Source organism: Streptomyces sp. WMMB303, assembly GCF_029351045.1.
Classification (GTDB): domain Bacteria; phylum Actinomycetota; class Actinomycetes; order Streptomycetales; family Streptomycetaceae; genus Streptomyces.
In genome coordinates this window covers 5,934,617-5,949,555 of record NZ_JARKIN010000001.1, presented here as the reverse complement: position 1 = coordinate 5,949,555, position 14,939 = coordinate 5,934,617, and the positions used below count along the sequence as shown (strand labels likewise).

Annotated in this window: 14 protein-coding genes; 9 read left to right on the top strand and 5 right to left on the bottom strand. The window is 72.3% G+C overall.

Features of this window, described 5'->3' with window-relative positions; genetic code table 11:
• Nucleotides 1-69 precede the first annotated feature (69 nt).
• Nucleotides 70-1,317 (bottom strand): threonine ammonia-lyase, encoded by a 1,248-nt coding sequence (gene ilvA, locus P2424_RS25835; protein WP_276478109.1) that lies wholly within the window; start codon nt 1,315-1,317, stop codon nt 70-72.
• Between the two features lie 323 nt (nt 1,318-1,640).
• Between ilvA and P2424_RS25830 the strand changes: the two genes are divergently transcribed.
• From P2424_RS25830 to P2424_RS25820, 3 genes are all read left to right on the top strand, one after another.
• Nucleotides 1,641-2,093 carry a MarR family transcriptional regulator gene (locus P2424_RS25830; RefSeq protein WP_237735864.1) on the top strand — a complete coding sequence of 151 codons (453 nt, stop codon included), beginning with the start codon at nt 1,641-1,643 and terminating at the stop codon, nt 2,091-2,093.
• A gap of 145 nt (nt 2,094-2,238) precedes the next feature.
• Nucleotides 2,239-2,751 carry a sigma factor-like helix-turn-helix DNA-binding protein gene (locus P2424_RS25825; RefSeq protein WP_276478108.1) on the top strand — a complete coding sequence of 171 codons (513 nt, stop codon included), beginning with the start codon at nt 2,239-2,241 and terminating at the stop codon, nt 2,749-2,751.
• Nucleotides 2,738-2,992 carry a hypothetical protein gene (locus P2424_RS25820; protein WP_276478107.1) on the top strand — a complete coding sequence of 85 codons (255 nt, stop codon included), beginning with the start codon at nt 2,738-2,740 and terminating at the stop codon, nt 2,990-2,992. The genes P2424_RS25825 and P2424_RS25820 overlap by 14 nt, the downstream gene beginning before the upstream one ends.
• Before the next feature lie 56 nt (nt 2,993-3,048).
• Here the strand turns inward: P2424_RS25820 and P2424_RS25815 are convergent, their stop codons facing one another.
• Nucleotides 3,049-4,260, bottom strand: a complete 1,212-nt coding sequence (locus tag P2424_RS25815) for a cystathionine gamma-synthase (protein WP_276478106.1) — start codon at nt 4,258-4,260, stop codon at nt 3,049-3,051.
• 134 nt (nt 4,261-4,394) lie between these two features.
• Here P2424_RS25815 and P2424_RS25810 point away from each other — a divergent pair, with 134 nt between their 5' ends.
• On the top strand, nt 4,395-5,561 hold the full coding sequence (locus P2424_RS25810) for a hypothetical protein (protein WP_276478105.1): 1,167 nt from the start codon (nt 4,395-4,397) through the stop codon (nt 5,559-5,561).
• 202 nt (nt 5,562-5,763) lie between these two features.
• Nucleotides 5,764-6,252, top strand: a complete 489-nt coding sequence (locus P2424_RS25805; RefSeq protein WP_276478104.1) for a MarR family transcriptional regulator — start codon at nt 5,764-5,766, stop codon at nt 6,250-6,252.
• Nucleotides 6,253-6,303: 51 nt separating this feature from the next.
• On the opposite strand, the gene P2424_RS25800 is transcribed toward P2424_RS25805, so the two are convergent.
• On the bottom strand, nt 6,304-6,870 hold the full coding sequence (locus P2424_RS25800; RefSeq protein WP_276478103.1) for a Uma2 family endonuclease: 567 nt from the start codon (nt 6,868-6,870) through the stop codon (nt 6,304-6,306).
• 218 nt (nt 6,871-7,088) lie between these two features.
• Here P2424_RS25800 and P2424_RS25795 point away from each other — a divergent pair, with 218 nt between their 5' ends.
• Complete coding sequence (locus P2424_RS25795) at nt 7,089-9,113, top strand: thioredoxin domain-containing protein (RefSeq protein WP_276478102.1); 2,025 nt, start codon at nt 7,089-7,091, stop codon at nt 9,111-9,113.
• Between the two features lie 82 nt (nt 9,114-9,195).
• Here P2424_RS25795 and P2424_RS25790 read toward each other — a convergent pair whose 3' ends face one another.
• Nucleotides 9,196-9,849, bottom strand: coding sequence for a TetR family transcriptional regulator (locus tag P2424_RS25790; RefSeq protein WP_276478101.1), 654 nt, complete (start codon nt 9,847-9,849; stop codon nt 9,196-9,198).
• Between the two features lie 255 nt (nt 9,850-10,104).
• On the opposite strand from P2424_RS25790, the gene P2424_RS25785 reads away from it, so the two are divergent.
• Both P2424_RS25785 and P2424_RS25780 read left to right on the top strand, forming a co-directional pair.
• The gene (locus tag P2424_RS25785) at nt 10,105-11,316 is read left to right on the top strand and encodes a pyridoxal phosphate-dependent aminotransferase (protein ID WP_276478100.1); all 1,212 of its coding nucleotides are present in this window, start codon (nt 10,105-10,107) and stop codon (nt 11,314-11,316) included.
• Nucleotides 11,317-11,412: 96 nt separating this feature from the next.
• Entirely contained in the window at nt 11,413-11,826 is a 414-nt protein-coding gene (locus tag P2424_RS25780; RefSeq protein WP_276478099.1) for a hypothetical protein, read from the top strand.
• A gap of 108 nt (nt 11,827-11,934) precedes the next feature.
• Here P2424_RS25780 and P2424_RS25775 read toward each other — a convergent pair whose 3' ends face one another.
• Nucleotides 11,935-13,797, bottom strand: a complete 1,863-nt coding sequence (locus P2424_RS25775; protein ID WP_276478098.1) for a phosphoenolpyruvate carboxykinase (GTP) — start codon at nt 13,795-13,797, stop codon at nt 11,935-11,937.
• 275 nt (nt 13,798-14,072) lie between these two features.
• Between P2424_RS25775 and P2424_RS25770 the strand changes: the two genes are divergently transcribed.
• Nucleotides 14,073-14,906, top strand: coding sequence for a hemolysin III family protein (locus P2424_RS25770; protein WP_276478097.1), 834 nt, complete (start codon nt 14,073-14,075; stop codon nt 14,904-14,906).
• Nucleotides 14,907-14,939: the final 33 nt, after the last annotated feature.

The window sequence follows — 14,939 nt, the reverse complement described above, 5'->3', positions numbered from 1 at the left end:
ATAGTTCGCGTCCTGTGCTTCCCGGGCGTGAGAACCGGGGAGCGAGGGGGTGAGGCGTCCCGCGCCCGCTCAGCTCATGACCGTGTACCCCGCCGCGCGCAGCCCCGAGGCGACCTCCACGCAGTGCTGCGGGCCCTTCGTCTCCATGTGCAGCTCCACCTCCACCTCGTCCAGGCCCAGCCGCGGATCGGTCCGCACATGGCCGACGTCCAGCACGTTGGCATCCGCCACCGACAGTTCCCCGAGCAGCGCCGCGAGCGCGCCCGGCCGGTCCGAGAGGCGCAGCCGCAGCGACAGATAGCGGCCGGCCGCGGCCATGCCGTGCCGCAGCGTCCGCTGCAGGACCAGCGGGTCGACGTTGCCGCCCGAGAGCACCGCGGCGACCGGCCCCTCGAAGCTGTCCGGGGCCGACAGCAGCGCCGCGACCGAGCTCGCCCCCGCGGGCTCCACCACCAGCTTGGCCCGCTCCAGGCAGAGCAGCAGCGCCCGGGAGAGCGCGTCCTCGGACACTGTGCGAATGTCGTCGACCAGCGTCCGGATGATCTCGAACGGCACGTCGCCGGGCCGGCCGACCTTGATGCCGTCCGCCATCGTCGAGACGGAACCGAGCGCCACCGGACGCCCGGCCCGCAGCGAGGGCGGATACGCGGCCGAGCCCTCCGCCTGCACCCCCACCACCCGCACATCGGGGCGGAGCGCCTTGATCGCCACCGCCATGCCCGCGAGCAGCCCGCCGCCGCCGACCCCCACCACGACGGTCCGCAGCTCGGGGCACTGCTCCAGCAGCTCCAGGGCCAGCGTGCCCTGGCCGGCCACCACGTCCGGGTGGTCGAAGGGGTGGATGAGAACGGCCCCGGTGGCCTGCGCGTACTCCTTCGCCGCCGTCAGCGTCTCGTCCACCACCTGGCCGTGCATCCGCACCCGCGCTCCGTAGTCGCGGGTGGCCGCCACCTTCGGCAGCGGTGCCCCCACCGGCATGAAGACCGTGGACGGCACTCCCAGCAGCGACGCCGCCAGCGCCACGCCCTGCGCGTGGTTGCCCGCACTCGCCGCGACCACGCCGCGCCGCCGCTCCTCGGGCGTCAGGCCCGCGATCCGCACGTACGCGCCGCGCAGCTTGAACGACCCGGTGCGCTGCAGGTTCTCGCACTTGAGGTGCACCGGTGAGCCGACCAGCGAGGAGAGGTGCCGGCTGCCCTCGACGGCGGTGGTGCGGGCGACCCCCGCGAGCGTCTTGCGGGCGAGGCGCACCTCGTCCAGCGAGACGGGGAGTTCGGGATGCCCGGAGGTGGCGGAGGGGGCTGCGCTGGTGACCATTCCGCCAGTCTGGCAGCCGCCCGGCCGGTGGGCGGATCACCGCCCGGGCGGCCGCGCGGGGTGGTCCGCGTCACTGGTTCGTGCAGTGGAGGTACGCCGTGGGTCCGCTCCGCGTACTCTGTGGCCACCACCTCAGGTCGATACACCCAACAGACCACCCCAAAACTGTCAAAACTCAACAAAAACTCCTGCTGATCGACGAAGTGAGCGCACCTGCCATGCCCACGCATCCGGACATGACGACAGACACCCCCGACGCGCCGGACGACTCCGCGGTGCCTGCCGACGACGGTGCCGCCTCCGGAACCGCCGCGCTGGACGCCATGCAGCACCAACTCGCGGTGTACGCGCGGCGCGCGGAGCAGACCCGCCTCGGCGGGCTCGGACAGGCCCGCAACTCCATGGACCGCGCCGCCTATCTGCTGCTCAACCGCCTCGACCAGGAAGGCCCGATGGGCGTCAAGGCGCTCGCCGCCGGCATGGGCATCGACTCCTCGACGGTGACCCGGCAGGTCGCCCCGCTCGTCGAGTCCGGCTTGGTCAAGCGCACCTCGCACCCCGAGGACGGGCGCGCCGTCGTCCTCCAACTCTCGCCGCGCGGTGAGGCCCGGCTGGAGGAGGTCCGCTCCTCCCGCCGCAACCTGATGCAGCTCATCACCAAGGACTGGACCGAGGAGGAGCGCGGGACGTTCTGCAAACTGCTGACCCGCTTCAACACGGCGATGCTCGAACTGAACCCGAGCAGCCTCTCGCAGCCGCCGGAGTCCGGTTCCTGACCCGCCCGGGCCCGCCCCCGGCCGCGGGAACCCGGCCGCCACCGCCGGGGCGCCGAGCACTCCGGTTCCGGCGGCGGCGCGGTGGTGACGCGCCTCTTGATTTGATCTCCCTGCCTACCGTCCTATAGGCGGCACGGGAGGCGGCGTGCGAGAGCGTCAGGCACGGCAGGAGAGCCTCCGCGCCCAGGAGTTCGAGGCGTTCGTCGCGGGCGCGGGCGGCCGGCTGCTGCATGCCGCCACCCTGCTGACCGCGGAACCTCCCGGCGCCGCTCCGGAGGCGGAGCGGCTGCTGGTGCGGGCACTCGCGCGGACCCGCGCCGACTGGGCCCGGCTGCGCGGCGACGATCCCTACGAGCACACCCGGCAGGCGCTGGCCCTCCGCTTCGCCCGCACCGGCCGACGGCACCGCCGTCCGCGCGGCGGGCTGCTGGGCGTCCTCGCCCCGCAGGAGCGGCTCGTACTCGTCCTGCGGCTGCACGAGGGGATCGCCGAGGAACAGGTCGCCGCCGGCCTCGGGCTCCCCGTCGAACGCGTGCGCGCCCTGCACACCCGCGCCATGGCGACGGTGCTCAGCAGCCCGGCCCGCGGACCGGCACAGCCCCCGCGGGACGAGCGGGACGAGACGGACACAGCGGAGAGCGCCCATGAGCCCGCCTGATCGCAAGGAGGCCGAGGTGCGGCGCCTGGTCCAGCAGCGCACCGCCGAGCCCGTCCCCGCCGACCTGGCGGAGCGGGCCCTGGCGGAGGGCGCCCGGCTGCTGCGGCGCCGCCGGGCGCTCGGCGCGGTGCTGTGGACCGGGGTGCTGGCCGGGCTGCTGGCCCTGGCCGTGTGGGCGCTGGTGCTGCACCCCTGGTCGGCCCCGCCCCCGACGACGACCCCGCCCGCGGTGGGCTGGTGACCCGGCGGCGATCCCGTCCGCGGCGGGCCGGTGACCCGCGTCCCGGCCCTGCGGATTCAGCCCGCTGCGGCCCCCTCCAGCGCCTGCGTCAGGTCCGCCAGCAGGTCGTCGGCCGACTCGATGCCCACCGAGAGGCGCACCAGGTCAGCCGGTACCTCCAGCGCGGAGCCCGCCGCCGAGGCGTGCGTCATCCGCCCCGGGTGCTCGATCAGCGACTCGACCCCGCCCAGGGACTCGCCCAGCGTGAAGAGCCGGGCCCGGTCGCACACCCGCACCGCGGCCTCCTCGCCGCCCGCCACCCGGAAGGACACCATCCCGCCGAAGCCGCGCATCTGCTTGGCCGCGATCTCGTGCCCGGGATGCGTGGCCAGCCCCGGGTAGTAGACCTCCGTCACCTCCGGATGCGCGGTCAGCAGCTGCACCACGCGGGCCGCGTTCTCCCCGTGCCGGTCCATGCGCACGCCCAGCGTCTTGATCCCCCGCATCACCAGCCAGGCGTCGAACGGCCCCGCGACGGCGCCCATCGCGTTCTGGTGGAAGGCCAGTTCGTCGCCGAGCGCGGGGTCGCCGACGACCAGTGCGCCGCCCACCACGTCGGAGTGGCCGCCCATGTACTTGGTCGTCGAGTGCACGACCGCGTCAGCGCCCAGCGCGAGCGGCTGCTGGAGGTAGGGGCTGGCGAAGGTGTTGTCGACCACGAGCCGGGCGCCCGCCCCGTGCGCCACCTCGGCGACCGCCGCGATGTCGGTGATCCCCAGCAGCGGGTTGGAGGGGGTCTCCACCCAGACCGCCTTGGTGCGCTCGCGCAGCTCGGCGCGGACGGCCGCCGGGTCGGAGGAGTCGGCCACCGACCACTGCACACCCCACCGCTCGGCGACCCGGGCGAAGAGCCGGAAGGTGCCCCCGTACGCGTCGTTCGGGATCACCACGTGGTCCCCGGGGGTGAGCAGGGTACGCAGCAGGCAGTCCTCGGCGGCCAGCCCGGAGGCGAAGGCCAGCCCGCGTCTGCCGCCCTCCAGCGCCGCCAGATTCTCCTCCAGCGCGCTGCGGGTCGGGTTCGCCGAGCGGCTGTACTCGTAGCCGCCGCGCAGCCCCCCGACACCGTCCTGCTTGTACGTGGAGACCTGGTGGATGGGCGGGACCACCGCCCCCGTCCTCGGGTCGGCGGCCTGCCCCGCATGGATGGCGAGGGTCTCGAAGCTCTGCCGCGGGGTGTCCGGGGTGCCGTCCGCCCCGCTGTCGATGCCGTTGTCGCGCTGCTCACTCATGGGGGCGAGACTAGTGGGCCGTACGGTGGAGTGGGGCGCACTCCTCCCCGGGGACGTACCGCCCCGGAGGCGGCAGCGCCCCCGGGGCGTGCCGCCCCGCCCAGCCGTCCGTCACAGCGTGGAGATCCGACGCCATGGAAGCCCTGCTCCTCCTGATCGCCCTCGCCGCCGTCTTCGGCGTGGTCGTCTACCCCGCCATGCGCCGCAGGAAGCTGCGGCAGGACGGAGCCCGGGGCCTGGCCCAGGCGGTCGACCCGACGGCCGGGTACGGCTTCGTCCCCTCCGACGAGCTCGACGTGCGGCTGCCGGGGCCGGACCGGGAGCTGGTCGAGGCGCTGGAGGAGGTGCAGCGCACCCAGGACTGGCAGCCGGTCGCGCACCTGCTGGCCTTCACCGGCGACGAGTACGAGCTGCGCTGGCAGCGGGTGCAGTCCCTGGCGGGCGCCGCGGCCATGGAACTGGCCCGCTCCCGGGAGCACGCCGCCGCGGCGGGTGCGGACACCGGTACCGAAGGGGTGTCCTTCAGCAAGGAGCCGGCCGCCGGGCTGCCGGACGCGCGGTGGCTGCGCGAGTGGCGCGCCCAGCAGCCGCGCGATCACGGGGGCGCCCAGGTGTACGCGCACTTCCTGGTCTTCCAGGCGCTGGCCGAGAGCGACCCCGACAGCCGCCGCATCATCCTGGAGGAGGCGCGGAACGTCGCACACGACGCGGCGAAGCTCGCCCCCGCCGATCCGACACCGCATCTGACCGAGCTGACCCTCGCACGCCATCTCGGCTACCGCGAGGCCGACTTCGACTCCCTGTGGGGCACCGTCCGCGGGCTGGCGCCCGAGCACATGGGCGCCCATCTGGCGGTGCTGCCCTACTGGTCGGCGCGGGGAGCCGGTTCCAAGGAGCAGGCCGACGCGTTCGCCCGCGCCGCCGCCGCGCAGGCGCCCGAGGGTTCGCTGCTGGCGGCGCTGCCGCTGTTCGCGGTCTACGGGCACCTGCCCGAGGTGAACATGGTCCGCGGGCTGTATCAGAGCGAGGAGATCGGCAACGCCATCGAGGCCGCCGAGTACGCCGTCGACCAGGTCGAGGACGACCACCCGGTGCGCCCGCACATCCTCCATCTGCTGGTCTGGTTCCTGGTGCGGGCCGAGCGCTACGGCGAGGCCATGGAGGCCCTCGCCGCCGTCGACGGCCACGTCGGCGCCGTCCCGTGGGTGGACGAGGGCGATCCCGCCGCCGCCTACGCCGCCTACCGCGCCCTCGCGGTGGCCGGCTGGGAGGCCGCGGGCGGCGCCCGCGCCCCGCACTGAGCGCGGCGCGCCTTCGGCGAACAACCGCCGTCGGCCGAAGGCGCGCCCCCAGCCGTCCAGCCGTCCAGCCGTCCAGCCGTGCGCCCGGCACCGGGCCGAGCGCGTAGGCGAGGCCGCAGTCGGACGCCACCGACTCCGGTGCGGCAGGACCGCACCAAGTGGTCGATCAAGCATTTATATAAGTTCGCGATATGTTTACGGAGTGACTTCTACGCAGCCCTCCGGCCACGGAACCGACCTGGCCGTCGGCGACCTCACCCGGGCGATCGAGGACTTCAACCGCTACTACATCCGGCTCCCCGTGGTGCAGAAGCTGCCGTTCACCACGCTGTCCGTGCTGGACACCCTCTCCCAGAGCGGTCCCAGGCGGCTCACCGAACTCGCCCGTGCCGAGCAGATCAGCCAGCCCGGGCTGACCCAGCTGGTCACCCGGCTCGAACACGACGGGCTCGTGGAACGCCGTCGCGATCCGACGGACGGCCGCGCCGTCCTCGTCCACCTCACCGACCGCGGCCGGCAGATCTGCCTGGCGCGGCACGAGGACCGTGGCCGCCATCTGGCCCCGCTGATCGCCCAACTGACCCCCGAGGAGCGACGGTCGATCGCCGAGGCCCTGCCGGCCCTGGTCCGCCTCGCGGACCTCGGCCGCCAGGCCGACAAGGCCGCCAGGACCGCCAGGGCCGACACGTAGGAGCCGGGCCGCCCATCGGAGGTGTGCGCGTGACCCGACGGAGGCGAGTCCTCAGAGGGCGTCGAGATCGGCGGTGAGGGTGAACGGCGCGGCAGTCTTGATCACGCCGGTGAACATCTCGCCGTCCCGGAAGGTCCTGGTAGCGGGATCGAGGACGTAGGTGTAGACGATCGGGACGCCGGTGGCGGCCTGTTCGACCCGCCAGTAGAAGGGGATGCCGGCCTTGGCGTACTGGTCGACCTTCACGATCCGGTCGGTGGTCTCCGAACCGGGCGACACGACCTCGACGACCAGGAGCACATGCTCGGGGCGGGTGGGCGTGAGGTCGATGGTCTCCGCCCGGTAGACGATGACGTCCGGGCGGCGGTTGGTGAGCGGAACGTCCTGCAGGCGGACATCGAAGTCCGTGTCGGCGTTCCAGTCCGGGCCTGCGGCGGCGTCCAGGGCATTGGCCAGGATCCGGGCGAGCCTGTTGTGCCGCTTGGAGGCGCTCGGGCTCACGACGACCATCCCGTCCACGATCTCGATGCCGGCGCACTGCTCCTCGGTCCAGGAGTCGTACTGTTCCGCGCTGATCTGCGTATGCATCCAGTCGGGGGCGATCATCTCCGCGGTCACGGCGTACCTCCCTCACGTGGCCGACGATTCCGTACTGCTCGGTACCAGCTTACTGTTCCCACGAGTCCACAGACGGGCTCGAAGCCCGCCTTCCACACGATTGCACCGGGGCGAACTGGTCTTCCCACGTGAAGGCGCATGAGTGTAATTCGGCCGAGCAGGCAATCGGCTCGCGGGCTGAGCCGTCCGGGGTGCGGCAGCGTGAGAGCCTGGGGCGTATGAACCGGTTGGCTGGCGTGACCTCGCCTTATCTGCTCCAGCACGCGGACAATCCGGTCGACTGGTGGCCCTGGTCGACGGAGGCTTTCGAGGAGGCGCGGCGGCGCGAGGTGCCCGTGCTGCTGTCGGTCGGCTACGCCTCGTGCCACTGGTGCCACGTGATGGCACGCGAGAGCTTCGAGGACGAGGCGACAGCGCGGCTGATGAACGAGGGTTTCGTCAGCGTGAAGGTGGACCGCGAGGAGCGCCCGGACGTGGACGCGGTCTACATGGAGGCCGTCCAGGCGGCGACCGGGCAAGGCGGCTGGCCGATGACGGTGTTCCTGACGCCGGACGGCGAACCGTTCTACTTCGGCACCTACTTCCCGCCGGAGCCGCGGCACGGCATGCCGTCCTTCCGGCAGATCCTGGAGGGCGTGCGCACCGCGTGGCAGGACCGGCACGACGAGGTGGCCGACGTCGCCTCCCGGATCAGTGCCGACCTGGCAGGGCGCAGCATCCGGCTGAGCGGAGAGCCGCAGCCCCCGGGCGCCGAGGAGATGGGCGCCGCGCTGCTCGGGCTGACCAAGGACTTCGACGCACGGTGGGGCGGGTTCGGCGGCGCGCCGAAGTTCCCGCCGCCCATGGTGCTGGAGTTCCTGCTGCGGCACCACGCCCGCACCGGGTCCGAGGGCGCACTGCAGATGGCCTCGGCGACGTGCGAGGCAATGGCCCGCGGCGGTATCCACGACCAGCTCGGCGGCGGGTTCGCCCGCTACTCCGTCGACGCGGAATGGGTCGTCCCGCACTTCGAGAAGATGCTGTACGACAACGCGCTGCTGTGCCGCGTCTACGCCCGTCTGTGGCGGGCCACCGGTTCGGAGCAGGCCCGCGACGTGGCCCTGCGGACCGCGGACTTCCTGGTCCGCGAACTGGGCACCGCCGAGGGCGGGTTCGCCTCCGCACTGGACGCCGACAGCGACGACGGGCACGGCGGCCATGCCGAGGGCGCCTACTACGTGTGGACCCCGGCGCAGCTGACCGAGGTGCTGGGCGAGGCGGACGGCGAACTGGCCGCCGAGTGCTTCCACGTCACCGAGGAGGGCACCTTCGAGGGCGGCGCCTCGGTGCTGCAACTCCCCGACCGGGAGACGCCGCTGTTGGACGCCGACCGCTTCGCGTCGGTCCGGCGCAGGCTGTTCGAGGCGCGTGCGGAGCGTCCCCGGCCCGCGCGCGACGACAAGGTCGTCACGGCCTGGAACGGGCTGGCCGTCGCGGCCCTGGCCGAGACCGGTGCCTGGTTCGGCCGGCCAGACCTGGTGGAGGCCGCCGCGGGCGCCGCCGCGCTGCTCGCCGAGGTGCACACCTCCGACGCGGGCCGGCGCCTGGTGCGCACCTCGCGGGACGGGGTGCCGGGCAGCAGCGCCGGGGTGCTGGAGGACTACGGCGACGTGGCGGAGGGCTACCTGACGCTGTACGCGGTGACCGGCGAAGCGGAGTGGCTGACCCGTGCGGGCGCCCTGCTGGACACCGTGCTGGAGCGGTTCGCCGGTGCGGACGGCGCCCTCTTCGACACGGCCGACGACGCCGAGCAGCTGATCCGGCGCCCCCAGGACCCCACCGACAACGCCGTGCCCTCCGGTTGGAACGCGGCGGCCGCCGCGCTGCTCACCTACGGCGCCTACACCGGGGAGCACCGCTACCGGGAGGCCGCCGAGCGCGCCCTGGGCGTCGTACGCGAACTCGCCGCGCGGGCACCCCGCTTCCTGGGCTGGGGGCTGGCCGCGGGCGAGGCCCTGCTGGACGGGCCGCGGGAGGTCGCCGTGGTGGGCGAGGAGCCGGGCGGCGCGCTGCACCGGGCCGCCCTGCTGTCCGGCGCGCCCGGCGCGGTGGTGGCGGTGGGCGTACCGGGTGCCTCCGGCGTTCCGCTGCTGCGGGACCGGGGCCTGGTGGACGGGAACCCGGCCGCGTATGTGTGCCGCGGCTTCGTGTGCGCCGCACCGGTGACCGATCCCGAAGCGCTGGACGCCGCCCTCCGCGAGTAGCGTGCCGCCGGGTCGTCCGCCGCCGGGCCGGGTGGCCGGGCCCCGGCGGTCGCGGGCCGTGCCCCGTCGGCCTGCTCCGCCTCTACAGCGTCAGGCCGCGCTCCAGTACGCCCAGGGCGCGGGTGACCAGGGCGCGCAGGTCCTCGAGGGTGCCCGCCATGCCGGTGTCCGCCCAGGAGTACAGGGCCTCGGTGAGCGCGGCGAGCATGGCGCTGGTCACGATCCGCAGTTCGAGGTCGTCCTCGGCGCGTCCGGTGCGCTCGGCGAGGGAACGCCGCAGCAGCCACGCGGTGTCGGCGGAGTGCTCGCTCATCCGGCCGCGCAGTGCGGGCACCTCGCGGATGAGGCGGATGCGCAGCATGGTCTCCTCGGCGTCGGCCCGGTAGATGCCCGTCAGCGAGGTGCACAGGGCTTCGCGCAGCGCGGTGACGGGCGGTTCTCCGGGCGGGCGCTGCCGCAGCGCCTCCTCCAGCAGCGGGTCGTACTCGTCGGTGAGGACGATGTCTTCCTTGGTGGGGAAGTAGCGGAAGACGGTGCTGGGGGAGACGTCCGCCTCCTCGGCGATCCGGTCCACCGGCGTGGTGTCGTAGCCCTGCTCCTCGAAGAGCCGGTAGGCGGCCCGCCGGATGGCCTGGCGGGTCCGGATCTTCTTGCGCTCGCGCAGCCCCGGTCTGGCCGGAGGCGCGTCGGAGTCCACGGCGGTGTCGTCGTCGGCTTCTGTGGGTGCGGGGGCCATGGATCTCATTGTCATGCATCGTCCGCGGGCAGGGCCATGTTCCGGAAGCCGCCGGTGTCTTCACGGTGCCGCACGCGTCCGGTGCCGGTCGGCGACACGGCCTCCCGTACGGCACCGTGCCGTGCCGTCGGCCGGGTTATGGCAGTGAGTGGCGATTGACAGTTACTGCCATTCCAGGGTGAAGGGGTGTTCGAGGGTCCCCGAGGTGAGGGAAAACATAGCGCGCCGGGTCAACACCGCCCGTAGGCTGACGTTATGCAGGTCATCCAGTCGACGAAGCTCGCCAACGTCTGTTACGAGATCCGGGGCCCGGTCCTGGAGGAGGCGACGCGGCTGGAGGCGGCAGGGCACCAGATCCTCAAGCTCAACACCGGCAACCCCGCCGCGTTCGGCTTCGACTGCCCGCCGGAGATCCTCGAGGACATGCTGCGCAACGTCGGGACGGCGCACGGCTACGGCGACGCCAAGGGCCTGCTCTCGGCGCGCCGGGCGGTGGCGCAGCACTACCAGACGCAGGGCATAGAGCTGTCGGTCGAGGACGTCTACCTGGGCAACGGGGTCTCGGAGCTCATCCAGATGTCGATGCAGGCGCTGCTGGACGACGGCGACGAGGTGCTGGTGCCCGCGCCCGACTACCCGCTGTGGACCGCGTCGGTCTCGCTGGCGGGCGGCACGGCGGTGCACTACCGCTGCGACGAGCAGTCCGACTGGATGCCCGACCTGGCGGATGTCGAGCGCAAGGTCACCGACCGCACCCGGGCCCTCGTCATCATCAACCCGAACAACCCCACCGGCGCGGTCTACGACGAGGAGGTCCTGCGCGGCCTCACCGACATCGCCCGGCGCCACAACCTGGTGGTGTGCTCGGACGAGATCTACGACAAGATCCTCTACGACGGCGCCACCCACACCCCCACGACCCTGGTCGCACCCGACCTGATGACGCTGACCTTCAACGGTCTGTCCAAGTCCTACCGGGTCGCCGGATACCGCAGCGGCTGGCTGGCGGTCTGCGGGCCCAAGGCGCACGCCGCGAGCTACATCGAGGGTCTGACGGTGCTGGCCAACATGCGGCTGTGCGCGAACATGCCCGCGCAGCACGCGGTGGCCGCCGCGCTGGGCGGCCGGCAGTCGATCGAGGATCTGGTGCTGCCCGGGGGCCGGCTGTGCGAGCAGCGGGACGCGGCGTACGAGCTGCTGACCGACATCCCGGGCGTCAGCTGTGTCCGGCCCAAGGGGGCGATCTACGCGTTCCCGCGGCTCGACCCCAAGGTGTACAAGGTCAAGGACGACCGGCAGATGGTGATCGACCTGCTGCGCGCCGAGAAGATCATGATCGTGCACGGCACCGGGTTCAACTGGCCCGAGCCCGATCACTTCCGGATCGTCAATCTGCCGAGCGTGACGGAACTGCGCGATGCCGTGACCAGGATCGGTCGCTTCCTGGACGGATACAGCCAGCCGTGACCGAGTGTGACCGTTCGTGGCGAGTTCGATGAACGAAGGACAAATTTAGACGCTGTCCAAGTTAGGATGGCCTTCTGGAGCATCAGGAGGCCATCCATGTACGAACCGATCCGCACCAAATCGGTCCACACCGCGGCCGAGAGCACCCGGTCCGGCCTGCCGCGGCGCACCCGCGAGGAGGAGCTGGACATCCGCCTGGCCGGACATCTGACCGCGCTGCTCACGGTGACGGACGAGCTGCGGGTGCTGACGCCGTCCTCCGCGCTGGACACCGCCGCCGCGCAGCTCGCCTCCCACGCGGCCCGGCTCTCCGGCGGCCGCGACCCGCTGCGGGCCGCGCCCTCCGCGGCGCGGGCCGAGGCCGGTCATGTGGCCTCCCTGCACGCCCGGGCCGGCACCCTCGCGGGGAACGCCCTCGCCGTCGCCACCTCCCGCGGCGACGAGGAGGTCACCGCCCTGATGACCGAACGCCTCGCGGCCCACACCGCGGCGGAGGCCCTCCCGGTGTAGCCGGCCCCGATGCCGGATGCGGGCATCCCGCCTCCCGGTACGGAAGAGCCCGGGCGGCGTGGGGCGGCCGGGGTGCTGTGCACGCCGCCCGCCCCACGCGCGCGGGGCTCAGCCCAGGCGCTCCACCAGGGACCGGTACTCGTCCCACAGGGCCTTGGGGGTGTGCTCGCCGAAGGTGTTCAGGTGCTCGGGGACGAGTGCCGCCTCGTCCCGCCAGACCTCCTTGTCGACGGCGAGGACGAAGTCCAGCTCGGCGTCCGAGAGCCCGAGCCCCTCGGTGTCCAGGTCCTCCTTGTGCGGCAGGATCCCGATGGGCGTCTCGACCCCCTCGATCTCACCGTTCAGCCGCTGGACGATCCACTTGAGCACCCGGCTGTTCTCGCCGAAGCCGGGCCAGACGAACGTGCCGTCCGCGTCCTTCTTGAACCAGTTCACGTAGTAGATCTTCGGCAGCTTGGCGGGGTCGGCGTTCTCCCCGACCTCCAGCCAGTGGGCGAAGTAGTCGCCCATGTTGTAGCCGCAGAAGGGCAGCATCGCGAACGGGTCGCGGCGCAGCTCGCCCACCTTGCCCTCCGCCGCCGCGGTCTTCTCGCTGGCGACGTTGGCACCGAGGAAGACGCCGTGCTGCCAGTCGAAGGACTCGGTCACCAGCGGCACCGCCGTGGCCCGGCGGCCGCCGAAGAGGATGGCCGAGATCGGCACGCCGCGCGGGTCCTCCCACTCCGGGGCGATGATCGGGCACTGCCCGGCCGGGACGGTGAACCGCGCGTTGGGGTGCGCGGCGGGGGTGCCCGACTCCGGCGTCCAGTCGTTGCCCTTCCAGTCGGTGAGGTGGGCGGGCGGCTCGTCGGTCATCCCCTCCCACCACACGTCGTTGTCGTCGGTGAGCGCGACGTTGGTGAAGACCGCGTTGCCCCACAGGGTCTTCATGGCGTTGGCGTTGGTGTCCTCGCCCGTGCCCGGGGCGACACCGAAGAAGCCGGCCTCGGGGTTGATGGCGTGGAGGCGGCCGTCCTCGCCGAACCGCATCCAGGCGATGTCGTCACCGATCGTCTCCACGGTCCACCCGGGGACGGTGGGCTGGAGCATGGCCAGGTTGGTCTTGCCGCAGGCGGACGGGAAGGCGGCGGCGACGTACTTCGACTCGCCGCGCGGCGGGGTCAGCTTGAGCACCAGCATGTGCTCGGCCAGCCAGCCCTCGTCGCGCGCCATCACCGAGGCGATGCGCAGCGCGTAGCACTTCTTGCCGAGCAGCGCGTTCCCGCCGTAGCCGGAGCCGTAGGACCAGATCTCGCGGGTCTCCGGGAAGTGCGAGATGTACTTGGTCGTGCTGCACGGCCACGGCACGTCCGCCTCGCCCGGGGCCAGCGGGGCGCCCACGGTGTGCACGGCCTTGACGAAGAAGCCGTCCTCACCCAGCTCGTCCAGCACTGGTTGTCCCATGCGGGTCATCGTGCGCATGGAGGCGGCGACGTACGCCGAGTCGGTGATCTCGACACCGAGCGCGGAGAGCGGGGACCCCAGCGGGCCCATGCAGAACGGGACGACGTACATCGTGCGGCCGCGCATCGCACCGCGGAAGAGGCCCTGCTCCCCGGCGAAGACCTCCTTCATCTCCGCGGGGTCCTTCCAGTGGTTCGTGGGGCCCGCGTCCGCCTCCTTCTCGGAGCAGATGAAGGTGCGGTCCTCGACCCGGGCGACGTCCGACGGGTCGGACGCGGCGTAGTAGGAATTGGGGCGTTTGACCGGGTCGAGCTTCTTGAACGTGCCCTTGGCGACCAGCTCTTCGCACAGGCGCTCGTACTCGGCCTCGGAGCCGTCGCACCAGACGACGCGGTCGGGTCGGGTCAGCTCGGCGATCCCGTCGACCCAGGAGAGCAGCTCCTGGTGGCGGGTGGGGGCGTCCCCGGGTTTCGAGGAAGACGGGTCGGACGGGGTCGAGGTGAGGGGAGCCGCAGAACTGCGCGCCACGATCGCTCCAGACGTTGAGGGTTGGGTACCGACTGCCAGCGCGCCCCTTGGGGGCCGCGACCCGGATGCTTTCGTGGCAATATGTCTTTCGCTCATCCGGTGCCGCTTGTGCTCATCTGATCATGCGGTGCGGAGGCTTCGTCTGTCCAGACGGGGGGCGTGTGGCTGTCGACACGCAGGGTTCCTCCCTGTGCCACACAGGGTCATACTCGCTGTCCACGGGCCGTAACCTACGGAGGCGTAGGTCGTGAAGGTGTCGTGGGTACGATGTCCCGATGACAGACTCCGCGTCCCCGTCCCCGGAGCCCGCCGCTGTGATCTCCCCGTCTCCCGGCGCCTCGTCGTCCCCCGAAGCGCCCTCCGCAGCCCCCTCTTCTTCCTCTTCGTCCTCCTCTTCCGCTCCTTCCGCTGCGTCTTCCTCCGCGCACTTCTCCGCCGCCAAGCTGTCCGCCTCGGCGCACTCGGCGGCCCAGGTCATCAAGCCCAAGCTGCGCGGCTGGCTGCACCTGGGCATGTTCCCCGCCGTGCTCATCTCCGGCATGTTCCTGACCGCGCTCGCCGACAGCATGCGCGGCCGGGTCGCCTGCGCCGTCTACACGCTGTCGGCCTGCCTGCTGTTCGGCGTCAGCGCGCTCTACCACCGCGGCGACTGGAGCCCCCGGGTCAACGCCGTGCTGCGGCGCCTCGACCACGCCAACATCTTCCTGATCATCGCGGGCACCTACACCCCGCTGACGATCCTGCTGCTGCCCGACGGGCGGCGCGATCTGCTGCTGTGGGGCATCTGGATAGCGGCGGGCCTCGGGATCGCCTTCCGCGTCTTCTGGGTCGGCGCCCCCCGCTGGCTCTACACCCCCTGCTACATCGCCATGGGCTGGGCCGCGGTCTTCTTCCTGCCCGAGTTCATGCGGCAGGGCGGCATCGCGGTGATGGTGTGCGTCATCGTCGGCGGCCTGCTCTACAGTGCGGGCGGCATCATCTACGGCATCAAGCGCCCGAACCCCTCGCCCCGCTGGTTCGGCTTCCACGAGGTCTTCCACTCCTTCACCCTGGCCGCCTTCGTCGTCCACTACGTGGGCATCTCGCTGGTCGCCTACCAGCACGCGTAGTCCCCACGAGGAGGGCGGAGAGCACGCATAATG

What these genes read in the sequence shown, in the direction of transcription:
- P2424_RS25790 (WP_276478101.1), bottom strand. Translation starts at nt 9,849, where the DNA reads ATGGCCCCCGCACCCACAGAAGCCGACGACGACACCGCCGTGGACTCC.
- P2424_RS25795 (WP_276478102.1), top strand. Translation starts at nt 7,089, where the DNA reads ATGAACCGGTTGGCTGGCGTGACCTCGCCTTATCTGCTCCAGCACGCG.
- P2424_RS25780 (WP_276478099.1), top strand. Translation starts at nt 11,413, where the DNA reads ATGTACGAACCGATCCGCACCAAATCGGTCCACACCGCGGCCGAGAGC.
- P2424_RS25830 (WP_237735864.1), top strand. Translation starts at nt 1,641, where the DNA reads ATGCAGCACCAACTCGCGGTGTACGCGCGGCGCGCGGAGCAGACCCGC.
- P2424_RS25815 (WP_276478106.1), bottom strand. Translation starts at nt 4,260, where the DNA reads ATGAGTGAGCAGCGCGACAACGGCATCGACAGCGGGGCGGACGGCACC.
- P2424_RS25810 (WP_276478105.1), top strand. Translation starts at nt 4,395, where the DNA reads ATGGAAGCCCTGCTCCTCCTGATCGCCCTCGCCGCCGTCTTCGGCGTG.
- ilvA (WP_276478109.1), bottom strand. Translation starts at nt 1,317, where the DNA reads ATGGTCACCAGCGCAGCCCCCTCCGCCACCTCCGGGCATCCCGAACTC.
- P2424_RS25785 (WP_276478100.1), top strand. Translation starts at nt 10,105, where the DNA reads ATGCAGGTCATCCAGTCGACGAAGCTCGCCAACGTCTGTTACGAGATC.
- P2424_RS25770 (WP_276478097.1), top strand. Translation starts at nt 14,073, where the DNA reads ATGACAGACTCCGCGTCCCCGTCCCCGGAGCCCGCCGCTGTGATCTCC.
- P2424_RS25820 (WP_276478107.1), top strand. Translation starts at nt 2,738, where the DNA reads ATGAGCCCGCCTGATCGCAAGGAGGCCGAGGTGCGGCGCCTGGTCCAG.